Below are 17,650 nucleotides of genomic sequence, written 5' to 3'. Positions count from 1 at the left end.
CAGCTCCCCCGACACGACGGGCCCGTCATGGTTCGCGGCCGCTCAGCCCGATCGCCTGGCGTCGCTTCCGGATGGATGATCGATATGCAACCCGTCCGGCAGTCGACATTCAGCAGGTGCGCCGCACCTTGCGTTCATTGCGCAATGCTTCTCGTCGGCCTGCCCGATCGGAACAGGGCCGCCGAGTGCGCCGGGCCGTTGAACGGGGGCCGTGGGCTGCCGTCCGGTACGCAAGGCTCCTGAGGGGATCCGGGCCTGTGTGATCAGGGCTGATCGCTGATGGCTCGGTAGGCCGCGATGTACAGGGTGTGGCACAGGTCGATCAGTTCTTCGACGGTGGCGTTCTGGTGGCCGAGTGTCCAGTCCACGAGGAGTTCGTTGACTCCGCCGACCAGGCTCATCGCGGTCATGGTGAGCCGGTTGGAGGAGGTTTCCGGGCCAGGGAGCGGTCCGACGACGGCGCCGACCATGGCGGCGAATTCGTGCAGGACCTCACGGCGCCGTACTTCGAGGCGGGGGCTGGCGCCTACGACCTCGATGAGCACCAGGCGGGCCTTGCGGGCGTCGCCGGCCAGTGTGCGGATGAACACCTCGAGGCCGGCGCGCAGTTGGGCGTCGACATCGGGTGCGGCGGCGGCTGCGGCCTGAGCGGTTTCGGCACTGATCGTAGTGATCAGCTCGTTGTAGACCCCGGCGAGAAGGTCTTCGCGGTCGCGGAACGACTCGTAGAAGTAGCGCTCGGTCAGTCCGGCATGCGAGCACACCTGCTTGACGGAGACCGAGGCGTATCCGGCCGTGCCGAACAGGTCGAGGCCCGACTGGATGAGGCGGGTACGGCGCTCCTGCTGTCGTTGCGTCGCATCACGTCCGCCGTAGCGCCGCCCTGCGGTCTGTGCGCCGGTCATTTTTCCCCTTCGCAGAGGTGTTGACACCGGTGTGCTCCGAACTGACACTCTAGCTTGTCAGTTCATCTGACACGTCATCGTGTCAGAAGCGCGAGGGCCGCTTGCCGCTCAGCGTTCCGCTCATGTTCAGGGCAGGGAAGGAAGGGCTCGACCGTGGCAGCACCGCCCAAAGACCCGTACACGTTCAGCCGAAGAGACCGCGACAGGCTCCCCCGCACGCAACCGCTGACCGGCCGAGTGATCGCGGTCACCGGGGCGGGCCGCGGAATCGGGCGTGCCGTCGCAGCCCGGCTCGCCGCGGCCGGAGCCGCCGTGGCGATCGGTGATCTCGACGCGGAGCTCGCCATGGAGACGGCCGGCGCCATCGGCGCACGTTCCGGTGGCCGACTGCTCGGGCTGTCTCTCGACGTCACCGACACACATTCCTTCGAGGACTTCCTGCGCACCGTCGAGACCCGGCTGGGGCCGATCGACGTACTGATCAACAACGCCGGAATCATGTGGGTGGGCCCCTTCGAGGAGGAACCGGAGGACGCCGCCCTGCGCCAGTTCGACGTCAACGTCCACGGCGTACTGCGGGGGATGAAACTCGTGATCCCGCGGATGCGGAAACGCGGTCGCGGCCACGTGGTCAACATCGCCTCCGCCGCCAGCAAGGTCGCCCCGGCCGGCGAGGCGACCTACGCGGCGACGAAGCACGCCGTCCACGGCTACAGCACAGCCGTCCGCGCCGAACTGCGCGGCACCGGCGTGCACGTGTCCCTGGTGATGCCCGGCGTCGTGGACACCGATCTGGCCGTGGGCACCGCGACCGGCCCCACCCGACGCCTGACGACGGATCAGGTGGCCGACGCGGTGCTCGATGTCGTGCTGCGCCCGCGGTTCGAGGTCTTCATTCCCCGCCAGGTGGCCGCCCTGACCCGGTTGGCCGCAGTGCTGCCGGGCCGTGCCCGCGACGCCCTGCATCACCTCCTTGTCCCCGACCAGCTCGCCGCCCTGTCCGACCGGTCGGTCCGCGCGGCCTACGAGCAGCGCACTCGCACCGCCCGCCTGCCCGAAGGATGAGCCCGTGACCACCACGCCCAAGCCGGCGCCCAGCGCGAAGAAGGCCCAGGACGCCGCCGCTCCGCGTCCCATCCCCGAATTCGAAGGTGTCCACGACGTATGGCCCCGCGGTGACCGGCTGCGCGCCGTGCGCAGCGCCGCGGCCTCCTACCGTGAGCGGTTCATCCAGCAGGGCCGCATCCACGCCGTCCGCAGTTTCGACATCGCCGCCGCCCCGTACCCGACCCGGTTCGGCTTCCACGGCGCCGCGCTCTCCGTCAACCCGTTCGTGAGCATCGTCAACCGGATGCTCGTCGTGCAGTTCGAGGGTTTCGACGGTGAGCCGAAAACACTGGTGTGGGAGCCGACCGTCGCCGCCGGAACGGCTCAAGCGCCGTTCTACGCCCAGCTCAAGCGGCTGGCGGGGGACTTTCTCACCGACCACGTCTTCGCCCGCTTCTACCAGGACCCGAACACCGTCCTGCCCTCCTGCGGTCTGCGACCCGAGGACGTGGACTTCGTCAGCTTCGACCACCTGCACGTCCAGGACGTGCGCATGATCATGGGAAGTACCAGCACGATTCCGGGCGAACGGGCGCCCCGCGAAGCCCTGTTCCCGCGCGCCCGGCTGTTGGTGCACCGCAGGGAGCTGGGCACCTTCGAATCGGTGCATCCGATGCAGTGGGCCTGGTACGTCGACGGAGGCATGGACGGGGTACCGGACGAGCGCGTCACCGCCTTCGACGGCGATGTCGAACTCGGTGTCGGCGTCAGCCTGCTGTGGACCCCCGGCCATACGGACGGCAACCACTCCCTGGTGCTGAACACCCCCGACGGCGTGTGGGTCTCCTCCGAGAACGGCATCTCGGCCGACAACTGGCAGCCCGACCTCTCCCGCATCCCCGGGGTGCGCCGCCACGCAGCGTTCTACGGCCATGAGGTGGTGCCCAACGCCAACACCCTGGAGGACTCTCTCGACCAGTACGACTCCATGGTCAAGGAGAAGACCCTCGCCGACCCCAGCCGGCGCGATCCGCGCTGGCTGCAGATACTGCCCTCCTCGGAGTTGGCCCCCTTCAAGCGGCACTGGCCGGTGCTGCCCAGCTTCTTCCACGGCGGGCTGAACTACGGCGAACTGTCCCCTGCCGGTGGTGGCCGATGACCGGCCCGGCCGCCCTCCGGATCGCTGCGGACGGCGGGGAGTTGGCCGCCTACCAGTGGGGAGTGTCCACGGCTCCTGCGGTGGTGCTGGTCCATGGCTATCCGGACACCAGCGCCGTGTGGCGCCCGGTCGCCGAGCGCCTGGCCGACCGCTTCCACGTCACCGCCTTCGACGTGCGGGGAGCCGGTGCCTCCCACCGGCCCAGGGGTCTGCGCGCCTACCGGATGTCCCGCCTGGAAGCCGACCTGGAGGCGGTTCTCGACGCCGTGAGCCCCGACCGCCCGGTGCACCTGGTCGGGCACGACTGGGGATCGATCCACTCCTGGGAGTCGGTCACCGGCACCCGCCTGGCCGGGCGGATCGCCTCGTTCACCTCCATCTCCGGACCCTGCCTGGACCACGTCGGCCACCTGATCCGTGCCCGCCTCCGGCCGCGGCATCCGGATCTGCCGAAGATGCTGCGGCAGGCCGCACGGTCCTGGTACATCGCCTACTTCCATCTTCCGCTCCTGCCCGCCCTGACCTGGAGAGCACTGGGACACCGCTGGCGCGCCTTCCTCACCGGCTCCCAAGGCGTGCCCGGGCACACCCCCTACCCCGCGCCGACGCTGGCCCGCGACGCCATGTCCGGCACCGCGCTGTACCGCGCCAACATGGTGCCCCGCCTGCTGCGTCCCCGCGACCGCCCAACCACCGTCCCGGTTCAACTCATCATTCCCACCCGCGACTTCTGCGTCACCCCGGTGCTGTCGTACGGAGTGGAGCACTGGACGCGCCGGATACAACGGCGCCCGATCGACGCCGGGCACTGGGTACAGCTCAGCCACCCCGAGGAGGTCGCGTCCCGGATCGCGGAATTCGCCCACCGCGTCGAAGAGGGCTCCCACCGCAATACGGACCACACCGCGCACCCGATCTGACAGACCAGCAGTACTGGACGACTGCCTGACCGCCCCTTCGCACACACCCATCGCTGATGGAGGAACCTGTCATGTTCCGAGCCGCACATGCCCACCGGGAGCGTCCGTCCGAGCCCATCGACCACCACGACCTGGTGCTGCAACCCCGGGACGTCACCTTCGACTGGGGCACCACCCCGCTGCACTGGCTGCCGGGTGAGCCCTTCGCGACCCACACCTTCGATGTACTCCACCTCATGCTCCCCGAACTCGAACGCTGGTTCGTGCGCACCTTCGAGCAGGCACTGCCACTGATCACCGATGACCGGCTGCGCGAGGACGTACGCGGCTTCATCGGCCAAGAAGCGATGCACGCCGAGGCGCACCAGGAGGTCCTGGAGCACCTGCTCGCCAAGGGGCTGGACCCGGCTCCGTACACCCTGCAGTCCGAATGGATCTTCCGAAGGGTGCTCGGAGACCGGCCGGATCTGACGCCGGCCGCCGCACACGCGCACCTCCTCCAACGGCTCGCCCTCATAGCGGCCTTCGAGCACTTCACCGCGTACATGGGGCACTGGATTCTCGACAACGGACACCTGGACCGGGTCGGCGCGGACCCCGCGATGCTCGACCTGTTCCGCTGGCACGGCGCGGAGGAGGTCGAACACCGTTCGGTCGCGTTCGACCTGCTGGTGCACCTCGATCCCCGTTACCGCCGCCGAGTCGTCGGCATGCTCGTCACCGCGCCGGTGCTGACCCGGCTGTGGATCCGCGGAGTCCGCTTCCTGATGAGCGCCGACCCCGAACTCGACGACCGGGTCAAGGTCCGCCTCCGCGACTACCTGACCGCGGCCCGCAAAGACCTGTTGCCCCCGCCGGTCTCGTTCGCCCGCTCGGTGCTGCGCTACTTCCGCCCCGGCTACCACCCGACCCAGGAAGGCTCGACCCAGCAGGCCGTCGCCTACCTGGCAGCGTCTCCCGCTGCCCGAGCGGCCGCCCAATGACCCAGCAAGCAGCAAGGCATCCCATGGACACCAGCACACCCGTCACTCGGCCGCCGGACCTGTACGGCAGGCCGCGCAGCGACTCCTTCATGCGGAAGTTGGCGGCTTTCAGCGACAACGCGGTCACACGCCTCGCGCGGCGCAGCACTCCTCCCAGGCGCCCGCCTACCACCGAGATGCCCGTGATCCGGGAACTGGTGGTCGCCACCAAGCACCAGGAGGCCGAGGATGTCGTCTCCCTGCGGCTGGCAGCACCCGAGGGGTCGATACTCCCGCCCTGGCAGCCCGGCGCCCACATCGAACTGCACCTGCCCTCCGGCCGCAAGCGGCAGTACTCGCTGTGCGGCGACCCTGGCGACCGGTACCGGTACCGCATCGCGGTGCGCCGCATCGCCAACGGCAAAGGCGGTTCGGCCGAGGTACACGACGCCCTCGCAGACGGTATGCGGGTCGCCGTCACCGGGCCCCGGAACGCCTTCCCCTTCGCCGCCGAAGCATCCGTCCTGCTCATCGCGGGCGGCATCGGAATCACCCCGATCCTGCCGATGGCCCGGGAAGCCGCCCGACGCGGGCTGGACTGGAGGCTCGTGCACGGCGGCCGCAGCCGCGGCTCGATGCCCTTCGCGGCAGAGCTGGCCGAACTCGCGGCCGCAGCCCCTGGCCGGGTCTCCATCCGCCCTGACGACGAGTCCGGCGTGCCCGAAGCAGCCGATCTCTTGAGCTTGAGCCCGGCGGCGGGTGCGGTGTACTGCTGCGGGCCCGCGCCCATGATCGACGGCGTTCGGCGCGCGTTCGGTGGTAGCCGCGCGTCAGCCCTGCACTTCGAGCGTTTCGCCCCGGCCCCGATCACGGACGGCCGTCCCTTCGAACTTCAACTGGGCGACACCGGACGGGTTCTGCCCGTGCCATACGACCGCTCCGCCCTGGATGTTCTCCACGAGGCCCTGCCGGACCTGCCGTTCTCCTGCCGCCAGGGGTTCTGCGGCACCTGCCGGATACGGGTGGCCCAGGGCCAAGTCGATCACCGTGACCGCCGGCTCTCGGCCACCGAACGTGCGGCCGGCGCCATGCTGCCCTGCGTCTCGCGTGCACCGGAAGGAGAGCGGTTGGTGCTGGAGGTGTGAGCGATGGCCGAGCGCCCGTCAACGGCCAGTGGCCGCCAAGAAGATCTTCCGCAACCTTCGCCGTCGGCATCGACTCGGCACTGACCGCCGCCGTCTACAACCCGACGCTGCATACCGCCGCCCACGAGTCGGAGACCCTGCACGCGCTGCACCGCATCGAAGCCGTCGGCGACGAACGGCGCAAAAGTGATCAAGGTCGGGCGGCCCGAAACCGGTGACTCAGAAGCATCCGGCCTCGAAGGAGACCATGGACCGCTTGGTCGAACGAGCCGATGTCTTCATCCGGAACTATGCTCCCGCTTACCCGACGTCCCTCCTCTGCCAGGAGATTGAGGATGTCGGACGGATGCAGATCCGCTTCGGCCTCGGAGTCTCGAAGAAGGCGTGGGGAGGTCGTTCGCCCGTGCACTTCCCACCGCCACGTTCTGGACAGCGCACGCTCCAGCACGGGCGCTCTCATTCCTCCCAGCACGAACCCAGCACGGTAGGGATGAGCAGGGGTGATGACAGGTGACGAGAGGTCAGAAAATCCAGCACCTATCCAGCACGGTAGAAATCCAGGGGCCTGACCCCGAAGGACCAGCCCCCTATTGACCTGCATGTTTGCCAGATCAGCGAAGTGGTGCCAGTCACCCACTACACATTGAACCGGAACTCCACGACGTCGCCGTCCTGCATGACGTACTCCTTGCCCTCCATGCGGGCCTTGCCCTTCGCGCGGGCCTCGGCGACCGATCCGGTCTCCACCAGGTCGGCGAAGGAGATGACCTCCGCCTTGATGAAGCCCTTCTGGAAGTCGGTGTGGATGACTCCGGCGGCCTCGGGGGCGGTGGCGCCCCTCTTGATGGTCCAGGCGCGGGATTCCTTGGGGCCGGCCGTGAGGTAGGTCTGGAGGCCGAGGGTCTTGAAGCCCACGCGCGCGAGGGTCGTGAGGCCGGGCTCCTCGGCGCCGACCGACTCCAGGAGCTCCATCGCGTCCTCCTCGTCCAGCTCGGCGAGGTCCGCCTCCAGCTTGGCGTTGAGGAAGATCGCCTCGGCGGGGGCGACCAGGGCACGCTGTTCGGCCTTGAAGTCCTCGTCGACCAGTTCGTCCTCGTCGACGTTGAAGACGTAGAGGAAGGGCTTCGTCGTCAGCAGGTGCAGGTCGTGCAGGAGCTCCTCGTTGCCGGAGTCCTGGACGATGCCCTGCGAGAAGAGCGTGTCGCCCCTCTCCAGGATCTCCTTCGCCGCCTCGACCGCCGCGACCTTCGGAGCGACGTCCTTCTTGATCCGCGACTCCTTCTGCAGGCGCGGCAGGACCTTCTCGATCGTCTGGAGGTCTGCGAGGATCAGCTCGGTGTTGATCGTCTCGATGTCGTCCTTGGGCGAGACCTTGCCGTCGACGTGGACGACGTTCTCGTCCTTGAAGGCGCGGATGACCTGGCAGATCGCGTCGGACTCGCGGATGTTCGCGAGGAACTTGTTGCCCAGGCCCTCGCCCTCGGAGGCACCCTTCACGATGCCCGCGATGTCGACGAAGTCGACGGTCGCCGGGAGGATCCGCTGCGAACCGAAGATCTCCGCCAGCTTGGTCAGGCGCGCGTCGGGGACGCCGACCACACCCACGTTGGGCTCGATCGTGGCGAACGGGTAGTTGGCCGCCAGCACGTCGTTCTTGGTCAGGGCGTTGAACAGGGTCGACTTGCCGACATTCGGCAGACCGACGATTCCGATCGTGAGCGACACGTTGCGACTTCCCGTAGTCAGAGGGCCAGGGGGCCGGATCCCGTAGTGAGAGGGCCGGAGGCCAGAGGGCCGGCCGATCCCCCCAGTTTACGGCGTGCCCGACACCGCCCCGGCGGACCTGTCGAACGCATGGCCAAGCTCCGCCCCACGGCGTGTCCGACACCCGATTCGGCACATAAACCGACCTAAGTTGGTCCAGTGGAGCAACACAGGACCCACCCCCCGAACCAAGCCCCCCACCGTGACACGCCACCGCCTCTCCCACCCCAGACGGACCGGGAACAAAACCGCAACGCCTCACGCCCCGCAGCAGGGCCCGCGCGGGCCGGGCGATCCGACGGCGGAGACGTCAAGAGCGGCGGAGACGTCAAGAGCGGCTGTGGGCGTGCCCGATCCGTCGCCGGGGCCGCAGGGGCCTCGGGGGCTCCCCGGGCCGTCGCCCGTCCCTCCGGCGGTTCTCGTCCCGCCCCCGCCGGGCGAAGCAGGCCCGCGCCGCCTCTGGTGCGCGCGGGGCGGCGGATGCCGAACCCCCGGCTCACCGGGCTGGGCGGGGGACTCTTCAGCGTGGCGCTGATGTTCGGGGTCGGATTCCTGGACCAGGTGCTGTTCGGGGCCTCGCCGGTGGTGTACGGCGTGCTGTTCCTGCCGGTGTGCCTGCTGACCGCCCTGTGGGTGCGCGGGGCCGACCTGCTGACCGCGCCCGTGGTCGTGCCGATCGCCTTCGCCGTGGGGCTCCTGCCCGTGACGGAGGGCGGAGACGTGTTCGGGGAGCGGCTGATGGGGCTGGTGACGGCACTCGCCACACAGGTCGGCTGGCTGTACGGCGGGACACTCGTGGCGGCCCTGACCATCCTGACCCGCGGACTGCGCCGGGCGGCGGCCCGCCGACACACCGCGAACCGCCGCTAGCCACCCGTTCTCCCGGGCAGACTCGATCTCCGCGGCACTGGAGAGCTGGAGCGCTGGAGCATCCGGTCGCGGAGCGACCCCGTCAGTTGGCCTTCGCCGCCCGCATCGCCGCTCCCACGATGCCCGCGTTGTTCTGCAACTGCGCCGGGACGATCTCCGCCTTGATGCCCTCGATGAGGTGCAGGAACCTGTCGGACTTCCGGCTGACGCCGCCGCCGATGATGAACAGCTCGGGCGAGAAGAGCATCTCGACGTGGGCGAGGTACTTCGTGACGCGGCGGGCCCAGTGCTCCCAGGTCAGCTCGCCGTCCTCCTTGGCCTTGCTGGAGGCGCGCTTCTCGGCGTCGTGCCCGTGCAGCTCCAGGTGGCCGAGCTCGGTGTTGGGGACGAGGACGCCGTCGGCGAAGAGGGCGCTGCCGATGCCCGTGCCGAACGTCAGCAGGATCACCGTGCCGCTGCGGTCGCGGCCGGCGCCGAACGCCATTTCGGCGACGCCCGCCGCGTCCGCGTCGTTGACCACCGTGACGGGCAGGCCGCCCAGCCGGTCGCTGAACAACGCGCGCGCGTCCGTGTCGATCCAGCTCTTGTCGACGTTGGCCGCCGTACGGATCGTGGAGCCGCCGGTGACCACGCCGGGGAAGGTCAGACCGACGGGGCCGGTCCAGCCGAAGTGCTCCACGACCTGCTTCACTCCGTCGGCCACACCCTCGGGCGTCGCCGGTTGCGGAGTGAGCACTTTCAGGCGCTCCTGAGCCAGGTCGCCCTTGTCCAGGTCCACAGGGGCGCCCTTGATCCCGGATCCACCGATGTCCACGCCGAAGATCTGCATGGCCCTACGTTACGACGACCGACTCACAGTCACTCGGGCGCGGCCCCCGAGGAACCCTCGGCACCGCTTCCGCCACGCTCCGCGACCAGCGCCGCCGCCTCGTCGCGCAGGTCACGCCGGAGTTCCTTGGGCAGCGAGAACGTGATGTGTTCCTCGGCCGCCTTGACGAGCTCGACGTCCCCGTACCCACGCTCGGCGAGCCAGGCCAGGACCTCCTCGACGAGGACCTCCGGGACGGAGGCGCCGGAGGTGACGCCCACCGTCGTCACGTCCTCCAGCCAGGCCTCGTCGATCTCGCTCGCGAAGTCCACCAGGTAGGCCTCGCGGGAGCCGGCGAGCTTGGCGACCTCGACGAGCCGCTTGGAGTTGGAGGAGTTGCGGGAGCCGACCACGATCACCAGCTCCGCCTCCGCGCCCATCTGCTTCACCGCGAGCTGACGGTTCTGCGTGGCGTAGCAGATGTCGTCGCTGGGCGGCGAGATGAGCTGCGGGAACTTCTCCTTCAGGGCGTCGACGGTCTCCATCGTCTCGTCGACCGAGAGGGTGGTCTGGGAGAGCCACACGATCTTCGACGGGTCGCGGACCTCGACCTTGGCGACATCCTCGGGGCCGTCGACGAGCTGGATGTGCTCGGGGGCCTCTCCGGAGGTGCCGATGACCTCCTCGTGGCCCTCGTGGCCGATCAGGAGGATGTCGTAGTCGTCCTGGGCGAAGCGGACGGCTTCCTTGTGGACCTTGGTGACCAGCGGGCAGGTCGCGTCGATGGTGGCGAGGCGCCCGCGCGCGGCCTCCTCGTGGACGACGGGGGCGACGCCGTGCGCGGAGAACATGACGATGTTGCCCGGCGGGACCTCCTCCGTCCGCTCGACGAAGATGGCGCCCTTGTTCTCCAGGGTCTGCACGACGTACTTGTTGTGGACGATCTCGTGGCGGACGTAGACCGGGGCCCCGTACTGCTCCAGAGCCTTCTCGACGGCGATCACGGCACGGTCGACGCCCGCGCAGTAGCCCCGGGGAGCGGCGAGCAGGACACGGCGGCGGCCAGGCGAAGCAGTCATGCGTCCCATCGTAAGGCCGTGTCCGGTCACCGTTGGCGTAGCTGGGGGCTGCCGCCCCCGGACCCCCGCTTCGGCCCCGAAAGGGCCCGTCCTCAAACTCCCCCGCTCTCGGCTTCGCTCGAGCGGGGGCCCCAAGACGGGCTGAGATGCTGACGCCTGATTGTCGGTGGCGGCCGTTACTCTCGGGCGCATGGCTGTGAACACGTCCGCGGACGCCCCGCTGCCCGTCGGCGAGGTCTCGCGGCTCATCGGGAGCTGGATCGACCGGCTCGGCGCGGTGTGGGTCGAGGGGCAGATCACCCAGTTGTCGCGGCGTCCGGGTGCGGGCGTGGTGTTTCTGACGCTGCGGGATCCGTCGCACGACATCTCCGTGGGCGTGACCTGCTACCGGCAGGTCTTCGACGCGGTCGCGGACGTCGTCGGGGAGGGCGCGCGGGTCGTCGTCCACGCGAAGCCGGAGTGGTACGCGCCGCGCGGGCAGTTGTCGCTGCGGGCCGTGGAGATACGGCCCGTGGGCGTCGGGGAACTGCTGGCGCGGCTGGAGCAGTTGAAGAAGTCCCTGGCCGCGGAAGGCCTCTTCGCCCCCGCGCGGAAGAAGCCGCTGCCCTTCCTGCCGCAGCTCATCGGGCTGGTGTGCGGGCGGGCCTCCGCGGCCGAGCGGGACGTCCTGGAGAACGCCCGGCACCGCTGGCCCGCCGTCCGCTTCGAGGTGCGCAACGTCGCCGTCCAGGGCGTGCACGCGGTGACGCAGGTCGTGCAGGCCGTCAAGGAGCTCGACGCGCTCGACGACGTGGACGTGATCATCGTGGCGCGCGGGGGCGGCAGCGTCGAGGACCTGCTGCCCTTCTCGGACGAACAGCTGGTGCGGGCGGTCGCGGCCTGCCGTACGCCGGTCGTCTCGGCGATCGGGCACGAGCCGGACAACCCGCTCCTCGACCATGTGGCCGACCTGCGCGCCTCGACGCCGACCGACGCCGCGAAGAAGGTCGTACCGGACGTCGGCGAGGAGCTGGAGCGGGTGCGGATGCTGCGCGGGCGGGCGCGGCGGTGCGTGGAGGCGTTCGTGGAGCGGGAGGAGCGCGGGCTGACCCACGCGCTCGCGCGGCCCGCGATACAGGATCCGCACCGGATGATCGACGAGCGGGCCGATCACGTCGCCTCGCTCGTCGACCGGACCCGGCGCACGGTCGGCCACCTCCTGGACCGCGCCGACTCCGAGCTGACGCACACGCACGCACGCGTGGTGGCCCTCTCGCCGGCCGCGACGCTGAAGCGGGGGTACGCGGTGCTGCAGCGGACGGACGGGCACGTGGTCCGGAATCCGGGCGAGGTGACGGCCGACGAGGTGCTGCGCGCACGGGTCGCCGAGGGCGAGTTCACCGTGAGCCGGGTCGACGGCGAGTGAACGACGGCCGGTGAAGGGCGGGCCGGTGGATGGCGTCCGGTGAATGACTGCCGGTGAACGACAGCCGATGAATGGCGGCCGGCGAACGACAGCCGATGAATGGCGGCCGGCGAACGACAGCCGATGAATGGCGGCCGGTGAATGGCGGCCAGGAGAACGACAGCCGGGAAACGACGACTGGGAATGAGTGCATGACGAGCAGGACGGACGAGGCGCTCGGGTACGAGCAGGCCCGCGACGAGCTGATCGAGGTCGTACGCCGCCTGGAGGCGGGGGGTACGACGCTGGAGGAGTCCCTCGCCCTCTGGGAGCGCGGCGAGGAACTGGCCAGGGTGTGCCGGCGCTGGCTGGAGGGTGCGCGGGCGCGGCTGGACGCGGCGCTGGCCGAGGAGGAGGGGGAAGACAAAGCGGACGAGTGACCCGTCCGGCGTGGCCGACTGTGAAGCGGATCACCACACCCCGCTCTTTGTTGAACCTTGAACATCTCTCGCGTACCTTCGATGTCGTCAGCCGATCCGGACCACGGTCCGGTACCGGATCCGGACGCCACCCAAGGAAGTTCACGCATGTCTCTCGCTCTTGACGCCGCCGCCCAGGACCTGCTGTTCCGCGAGGCCCGCACCGCGAACACCTTCACCGACGAGCCGGTGACCGACGAGCAGGTCCAGGCGATCTACGACCTCGTCAAGTACGGCCCGACGGCGTTCAACCAGACCCCGCTGCGCATCACCCTGGTCCGGTCCGCCGAGGCCCGCGAGCGCCTGGTGAAGCACATGGCCGAGGGCAACCAGCCCAAGACCGCCACCGCCCCGCTGGTCGCGATCCTCTCCGCGGACAACGAGTTCCACGAGGAGCTGCCGACCCTGCTGCCGTCCTTCCCGCAGGCCAAGGACCTGTTCTTCAGCGAGCGTCCGGCCCGTGAGGGCGCCGCCGCGCTGAACGCCGCGCTCCAGGCCGCGTACTTCATCATCGGCGTCCGCGCCGCGGGTCTCGCCGCCGGCCCGATGACCGGCGTGGACTTCGAGGGCGTCCGCAAGGAGTTCCTGGACGACGACCACACCCCGCTGATGGTCGTCAACATCGGCAAGCCGGGCGAGGGCGCCTGGTACCCGCGTTCCCCGCGTCTGGCGTACGACGAGGTCGTCACCACCGTCTGACGGTGTGAGCCACCCGCGTGAGACATGAGTGAGGCCCCCGGCGATCATGCTTGGGTTCTAGGAGTCGTCGCAACACCCCAGCTCAAGGGGTGCGATGGAGTTCGAGATCCGCAAGGTGCGGACGGTGGCGCAAGGCCGTAGGCAGCTGGTCCGTGAGCGGGAGGAATACTTCCGGCTCATGGACCAGGGCCTGAGCAGCTTGGAAGCCTGCCGACGCGTCGGGATCAATACCCGGACGGGCAAGCGGTGGCGCAACGGCCGCAACCCGTCGGGCAGGCACAAGGCGGCGCCACCGATCAAAGCGGTGGCGCCGCCTCCCGGTCCGTCCCGGTATCTGCGTGAGGCCGACCGGATCCACATCGCCGACCGGCTGCGGGAGAAGGCCACGGTCCGCACGATCGCCGCCGAGCTGGGTCGCAGCCCGTCCACCATCAGCCGGGAGATCCGCCGCAACCGGCACCCCGGCAACGGCCAGTACCGCCCCTTCGCCGCCCAGGCCCGCGCCGACTCCCGCCGGCCCCGGCCCAAAACCGGCAAGATCGGCCAGCACCCGCAGCTGCGGGACTTCATCCAGGACCACCTGGACATACGGTGGAGCCCGGAGCAGATCTGCCAGGCTCTGCGGGCACAGTTCCCCCGGCGGCCGGAGATGCACGTGGTCCACGAAACGGTCTACCAGGCCCTCTTCGTCCAAGGACGCGGCGAACTCCGCCGCGAACTGGCCAAAGCCCTCCGCTCGGGCCGCACCCGCCGCAAGCCCCGCCGCCAGGCCCAGCAGCGCCAGCCGCGGTTCTCCACCCCGATGGTCATGATCAGCGAACGGCCCGCCGAAGCCGAGGACCGGGCCGTGCCCGGCCACTGGGAAGGCGACCTGATCATCGGCAAGGACGGTGCCTCCGCCATCGGCACGCTGGTCGAGCGCGCCACCCGCTACGTGGTGCTGCTGCACCTGCCCCACGGCCGAACCGCCGAACATGTCCGCGACGCCCTGGTCGAAACCGCCCGGACCCTGCCCGCCCACCTGGTGCGGTCACTGACCTGGGACCAGGGCACCGAGATGGCCGCCCACGGCTCCTTCACCCTGGCCACCGACATCCCGGTCTACTTCTGCGACCCGGCCAGCCCCTGGCAGCGCGGCTCGAACGAGAACACCAACGGCCTGCTGCGGCAGTACTTCCCCAAGGGCACCGACCTCGCGGTCCACACCCGCGAACGCCTGGACGCCGTCGCCGCCGAGCTCAACGGCCGCCCACGCAAAACGCTCGGCTGGGAAACCCCGGCCGAGCGCCTGCATAAACTGCTCGCGGCCTGATCAACACGACCACGTGTTGCAACGACCCCTAGAAACCGCCATGACGCCGGGGGCCTCACTCGTAGTCGTACGGTCAGGCGCTCACGCCAGCTTCAGCGCCCCGGCCATCGTCGACAGCTGCTCGAAGGATCCCGTGCCCGCCACCACCGTGGTCGAGCCGCCGGCGTCCTGCAGGACGAGCGCGTCGTAGCGGCCGCCGGTGTAGCGGGTCCAGGTGCGGCCGCCGATCTGCTCGGTGACCTTGGTCGCGGTCGAGCCCTGGCTGGCCTCGTCGATGAACTGCGAGCGCTTCTGAGTGGACTGTTCGATCGTCACGTACTCCCCGTCGGGGGCGTGGAAACCGAGGTGCCAGGCGTCGAAGTCGGCGCCCTGGAAGCGCACCGAGGTCGCCTTCCACGTGTCGGGCAGGCCTTCGGGCGCGGCCACCGGGTACGACGCCGCGCGGCGCGCCGTGAGGAGCTCGACACGGTAGTCGACTCGCTTGACGTCCGGAGCGCGGTCATCGTGGGGAATGAAGAGGTATATGACCCACGCCGCGATCATGATCAGACCCAGGGAGAGGATCATGTCCCGGGCCGTCTTCTGCTTGCCGTTCGAACCTGCCACGCCCTCTATCGTCGCAGGTGCCCGACGCGCTCATCCGTGGGGTCCCCTGCTCATTTTGTCGGACTGACGATAGAGTCGGGGCTCGAACCCTCATCCGGCCGTCGTCGTATCAGTCAGAAAGGTGCGCTCCGATGACCGAGCATCATCACTTGCCGTCCGAACTCGATGTCCCCTCCGAAGCCCCCGACCGCAACCTCGCCCTGGAACTGGTCCGGGTGACCGAAGCCGCCGCCATGGCCGCGGGCCGCTGGGTGGGACGCGGCGACAAGAACGGCGCGGACGGTGCCGCGGTGCGCGCCATGCGGACCCTCGTCTCCACCGTGTCGATGAACGGCGTGGTCGTCATCGGCGAGGGCGAGAAGGACGAGGCCCCGATGCTCTTCAACGGCGAGCGCGTCGGTGACGGGACCGGGCCCGAGGTCGACATCGCGGTCGACCCGATCGACGGCACCACGCTGACGGCCAAGGGCATGCCGAACGCGATCGCCGTCCTCGCGGCCACCGAGCGCGGCGCGATGTTCGACCCCTCCGCCGTGTTCTACATGGACAAGCTGGTCACCGGCCCGGAGGCCGCCGAGTTCGTCGACATCAACGCGCCCGTCGAGGTCAACATCCGCCGGGTCGCCAAGGCCAAGCGGGCCACCCCGGAGGACGTCACCGTCGTCATCCTGGACCGGCCGCGGCACGCGGGCATCATCGAGGAGATCCGGCAGACCGGCGCGCGCATCAAGCTGATCTCCGACGGTGACGTCGCCGGCTCGATCCTCGCCCTGCGCGAGGGCACCGGCATCGACCTGCTGCTCGGCATCGGCGGCACCCCCGAGGGCATCATCTCGGCCTGCGCCGTGAAGTGCCTGGGCGGAGTCATCCAGGGCAAGCTGTGGCCCAAGGACGACGAGGAGCGGCAGCGGGCGGTCGACGCCGGGCACGATCTCGACCGGGTGCTGACCACCGAGGACCTGGTGACCGGCGAGAACGTGTTCTTCGTCGCCACCGGGATCACCGACGGTGAGCTGCTGCGGGGGGTTCGGTACCGGTCGGAGACCGCGACCACCGACTCGATCGTGATGCGGTCGAAGTCCGGGACGGTGCGGCGGATCGACTCCGAGCACCGGCTGAGCAAGCTGCGGGCTTACAGCGCCGTGGACTTCGATCGGGCCAAGTAGCCGCCCACGGAGTGGGAGAAGCAGAGAAGCGGGGCGCCCCCGGTGCGGAGGGGGCGCCCCTCGCTTCTTCCGGGGTGGCTAGCCCGCCTGCGCTATGCGGCCCGCTGTCCGTGCCGCCTTCTTCAGCTCCACGTCACGGCGGCGGCGTCGGGCGAGGACCACTCGGCGTTCGGCGGCGGTGAGGCCGCCCCAGACGCCGTAGGGCTCGGGTTGCAGGAGGGCGTGTTCGCGACACTCCACCATGACGGGGCAGCGCGCACAGACGCGCTTCGCGGCTTGCTCGCGGGAGAGCCGGGCGGCTGTGGGCTCCTTGGAGGGGGCGAAGAACAGGCCTGCCTCGTCGCGCCGGCACACCGCCTCGGTATGCCAGGGAGCGTCTTGGTCCCTGTCGGGCGCTGGTACCCGCTGGGCCGGGACAGCAGCGACCTGCAGGGACGAATGCGGCGGTTGCAGCACGGGTCTACTCCTGACGACGGCTTCGCGAGCGAGAGACGATGCAGCAAGGCCTACCCGCTGTGCGCGCGCCTATGCACAGGGTTCACAACCGCCGGACCCTCCGCCGTCGACGATGGCGAGTTCACGACCGTCAACGGTCCAGGTGTTTGCGCAAACCCTTGTCGACCTTGTGCTGAACCCGATCGAGAATGTCGGCGACGAGCTTGCCCCGCTTCGGCCGGCCTTCGATGCTGCCCAGTACCGCCCACCCGTCGACATAGACCACCGGCGCGTCGGACTGGGGGGAGTCGAGCGCGTCCACCTCGAAGCTGCCGAGCACCGCGCCGCCCGTGCCGCGCAGCGACACGTTCTCCGGGACCCGGACCTCGACGCTGCCGAAGACCGAGAACGCCTTGATCACGACCTGCTGGTACTCGAAGAGCGCCTCGGTGAGGTCGATCTCGACGCTGCCGAAGACCGCGTACGCGTGGATACGACGGCCCGCGCGCCAGCGGCCCCTGCGGACGGCGCTGCTGAAGACCGCGACGACGTTGTCGTCGGGGTCGGCGGGGATCGCGCCGGCGGTGGGCCGGCTGGGGGCGGACGCGGGGGCCGCGCGCCGCTCGTGCGCCGCGGGCAGATCCCGGACGAACACCTCCAGCTCGCCGACCGTCTTGGCGGCCAGTACGCCCTCGACGCGCTCGGCGTGCTCGTCGGCGGTCAGCCGGCCCTCCGCGAGCGCCTCGCGCAGCATGTCGGCGATACGGTCACGGTCGGCGTCGGAGGCGCGCAACTCGGCGGCCGGCGTGGGTGCGGCGGTCTGCTTCTGAAGGTCCACGACAGCAGGGTACCCACACACGATAGATCGCGATACCCCCGAACTGAGCCTTACCTCACAAGCTCGCTGTCA

General features: G+C 69.8%; 19 protein-coding genes. 12 read left to right on the top strand and 7 right to left on the bottom strand.

Annotation, left to right across the window (positions count from 1 at the left end):
• Positions 1–263: 263 nt before the first annotated feature.
• A complete protein-coding gene (locus OG289_RS32480) occupies positions 264–905 on the bottom strand; it encodes a TetR/AcrR family transcriptional regulator (protein WP_327317604.1) in 642 nt (213 codons plus the stop codon).
• A 153-nt stretch (positions 906–1,058) separates the two neighbouring features.
• Here OG289_RS32480 and OG289_RS32475 point away from each other — a divergent pair, with 153 nt between their 5' ends.
• The 6 genes from OG289_RS32475 to OG289_RS32450 all read left to right on the top strand — a co-directional run bounded on the left by OG289_RS32475 (position 1,059) and on the right by OG289_RS32450 (position 6,356).
• Positions 1,059–1,970 (top strand): SDR family oxidoreductase, encoded by a 912-nt coding sequence (locus OG289_RS32475; RefSeq protein ID WP_327317603.1) that lies wholly within the window; start codon positions 1,059–1,061, stop codon positions 1,968–1,970.
• A 4-nt stretch (positions 1,971–1,974) separates the two neighbouring features.
• Positions 1,975–3,111, top strand: coding sequence for a hypothetical protein (locus tag OG289_RS32470; protein ID WP_327317602.1), 1,137 nt, complete (start codon positions 1,975–1,977; stop codon positions 3,109–3,111).
• The gene (locus tag OG289_RS32465) at positions 3,108–4,031 is read left to right on the top strand and encodes an alpha/beta fold hydrolase (protein ID WP_327317601.1); all 924 of its coding nucleotides are present in this window, start codon (positions 3,108–3,110) and stop codon (positions 4,029–4,031) included. Before OG289_RS32470 ends, OG289_RS32465 begins: the two co-directional genes overlap by 4 nt.
• 71 nt (positions 4,032–4,102) lie before the next feature.
• Positions 4,103–5,014: a metal-dependent hydrolase gene (locus OG289_RS32460; RefSeq protein ID WP_327317600.1), complete on the top strand. Its 912-nt coding sequence runs from the start codon at positions 4,103–4,105 to the stop codon at positions 5,012–5,014.
• Between the two features lie 23 nt (positions 5,015–5,037).
• Complete coding sequence (locus OG289_RS32455; protein ID WP_327317599.1) at positions 5,038–6,138, top strand: PDR/VanB family oxidoreductase; 1,101 nt, start codon at positions 5,038–5,040, stop codon at positions 6,136–6,138.
• Complete coding sequence (locus OG289_RS32450) at positions 6,135–6,356, top strand: hypothetical protein (protein ID WP_327317598.1); 222 nt, start codon at positions 6,135–6,137, stop codon at positions 6,354–6,356. Before OG289_RS32455 ends, OG289_RS32450 begins: the two co-directional genes overlap by 4 nt.
• 418 nt (positions 6,357–6,774) lie before the next feature.
• On the opposite strand, the gene ychF is transcribed toward OG289_RS32450, so the two are convergent.
• Positions 6,775–7,863, bottom strand: coding sequence for a redox-regulated ATPase YchF (ychF, locus tag OG289_RS32445; RefSeq protein WP_327317597.1), 1,089 nt, complete (start codon positions 7,861–7,863; stop codon positions 6,775–6,777).
• A gap of 519 nt (positions 7,864–8,382) precedes the next feature.
• On the opposite strand from ychF, the gene OG289_RS32440 reads away from it, so the two are divergent.
• Positions 8,383–8,772 carry a DUF6542 domain-containing protein gene (locus OG289_RS32440; RefSeq protein ID WP_442818984.1) on the top strand — a complete coding sequence of 130 codons (390 nt, stop codon included), beginning with the start codon at positions 8,383–8,385 and terminating at the stop codon, positions 8,770–8,772.
• A gap of 82 nt (positions 8,773–8,854) precedes the next feature.
• On the opposite strand, the gene ppgK is transcribed toward OG289_RS32440, so the two are convergent.
• A complete protein-coding gene (gene ppgK, locus OG289_RS32435) occupies positions 8,855–9,601 on the bottom strand; it encodes a polyphosphate--glucose phosphotransferase (protein ID WP_327317596.1) in 747 nt (248 codons plus the stop codon).
• Positions 9,602–9,630: 29 nt separating this feature from the next.
• Entirely contained in the window at positions 9,631–10,659 is a 1,029-nt protein-coding gene (locus tag OG289_RS32430; protein ID WP_327317595.1) for a 4-hydroxy-3-methylbut-2-enyl diphosphate reductase, read from the bottom strand.
• A gap of 190 nt (positions 10,660–10,849) precedes the next feature.
• Here OG289_RS32430 and xseA point away from each other — a divergent pair, with 190 nt between their 5' ends.
• The 4 genes from xseA (at position 10,850) to OG289_RS32410 (ending at position 14,533) form a co-directional block, all read left to right on the top strand.
• A complete protein-coding gene (xseA, locus tag OG289_RS32425) occupies positions 10,850–12,064 on the top strand; it encodes an exodeoxyribonuclease VII large subunit (RefSeq protein ID WP_327317594.1) in 1,215 nt (404 codons plus the stop codon).
• 191 nt (positions 12,065–12,255) lie between these two features.
• The gene (locus tag OG289_RS32420) at positions 12,256–12,483 is read left to right on the top strand and encodes an exodeoxyribonuclease VII small subunit (RefSeq protein ID WP_327317593.1); all 228 of its coding nucleotides are present in this window, start codon (positions 12,256–12,258) and stop codon (positions 12,481–12,483) included.
• A gap of 147 nt (positions 12,484–12,630) precedes the next feature.
• The gene (locus tag OG289_RS32415; protein ID WP_327317592.1) at positions 12,631–13,221 is read left to right on the top strand and encodes a malonic semialdehyde reductase; all 591 of its coding nucleotides are present in this window, start codon (positions 12,631–12,633) and stop codon (positions 13,219–13,221) included.
• A 94-nt stretch (positions 13,222–13,315) separates the two neighbouring features.
• A complete protein-coding gene (locus OG289_RS32410) occupies positions 13,316–14,533 on the top strand; it encodes an IS30 family transposase (protein ID WP_442818889.1) in 1,218 nt (405 codons plus the stop codon).
• A gap of 81 nt (positions 14,534–14,614) precedes the next feature.
• On the opposite strand, the gene OG289_RS32405 is transcribed toward OG289_RS32410, so the two are convergent.
• On the bottom strand, positions 14,615–15,139 hold the full coding sequence (locus OG289_RS32405; protein WP_327317591.1) for a DUF4245 domain-containing protein: 525 nt from the start codon (positions 15,137–15,139) through the stop codon (positions 14,615–14,617).
• Between the two features lie 131 nt (positions 15,140–15,270).
• Here OG289_RS32405 and glpX point away from each other — a divergent pair, with 131 nt between their 5' ends.
• Entirely contained in the window at positions 15,271–16,305 is a 1,035-nt protein-coding gene (gene glpX, locus OG289_RS32400) for a class II fructose-bisphosphatase (protein WP_327317590.1), read from the top strand.
• 78 nt (positions 16,306–16,383) lie between these two features.
• Here the strand turns inward: glpX and OG289_RS32395 are convergent, their stop codons facing one another.
• Together OG289_RS32395 and OG289_RS32390 are read right to left on the bottom strand one after the other, a co-directional pair.
• Positions 16,384–16,761, bottom strand: a complete 378-nt coding sequence (locus OG289_RS32395) for a WhiB family transcriptional regulator (RefSeq protein WP_327317589.1) — start codon at positions 16,759–16,761, stop codon at positions 16,384–16,386.
• A gap of 130 nt (positions 16,762–16,891) precedes the next feature.
• On the bottom strand, positions 16,892–17,578 hold the full coding sequence (locus tag OG289_RS32390; RefSeq protein WP_327317588.1) for a DUF1707 SHOCT-like domain-containing protein: 687 nt from the start codon (positions 17,576–17,578) through the stop codon (positions 16,892–16,894).
• Positions 17,579–17,650 lie beyond the last annotated feature (72 nt).

Source organism: Streptomyces sp. NBC_01235 (assembly GCF_035989285.1).
Classification (GTDB): domain Bacteria; phylum Actinomycetota; class Actinomycetes; order Streptomycetales; family Streptomycetaceae; genus Streptomyces.
The sequence above is the reverse complement of the archived record's forward strand: the minus strand, read 5'-3'. Positions and strand labels throughout refer to the sequence as shown.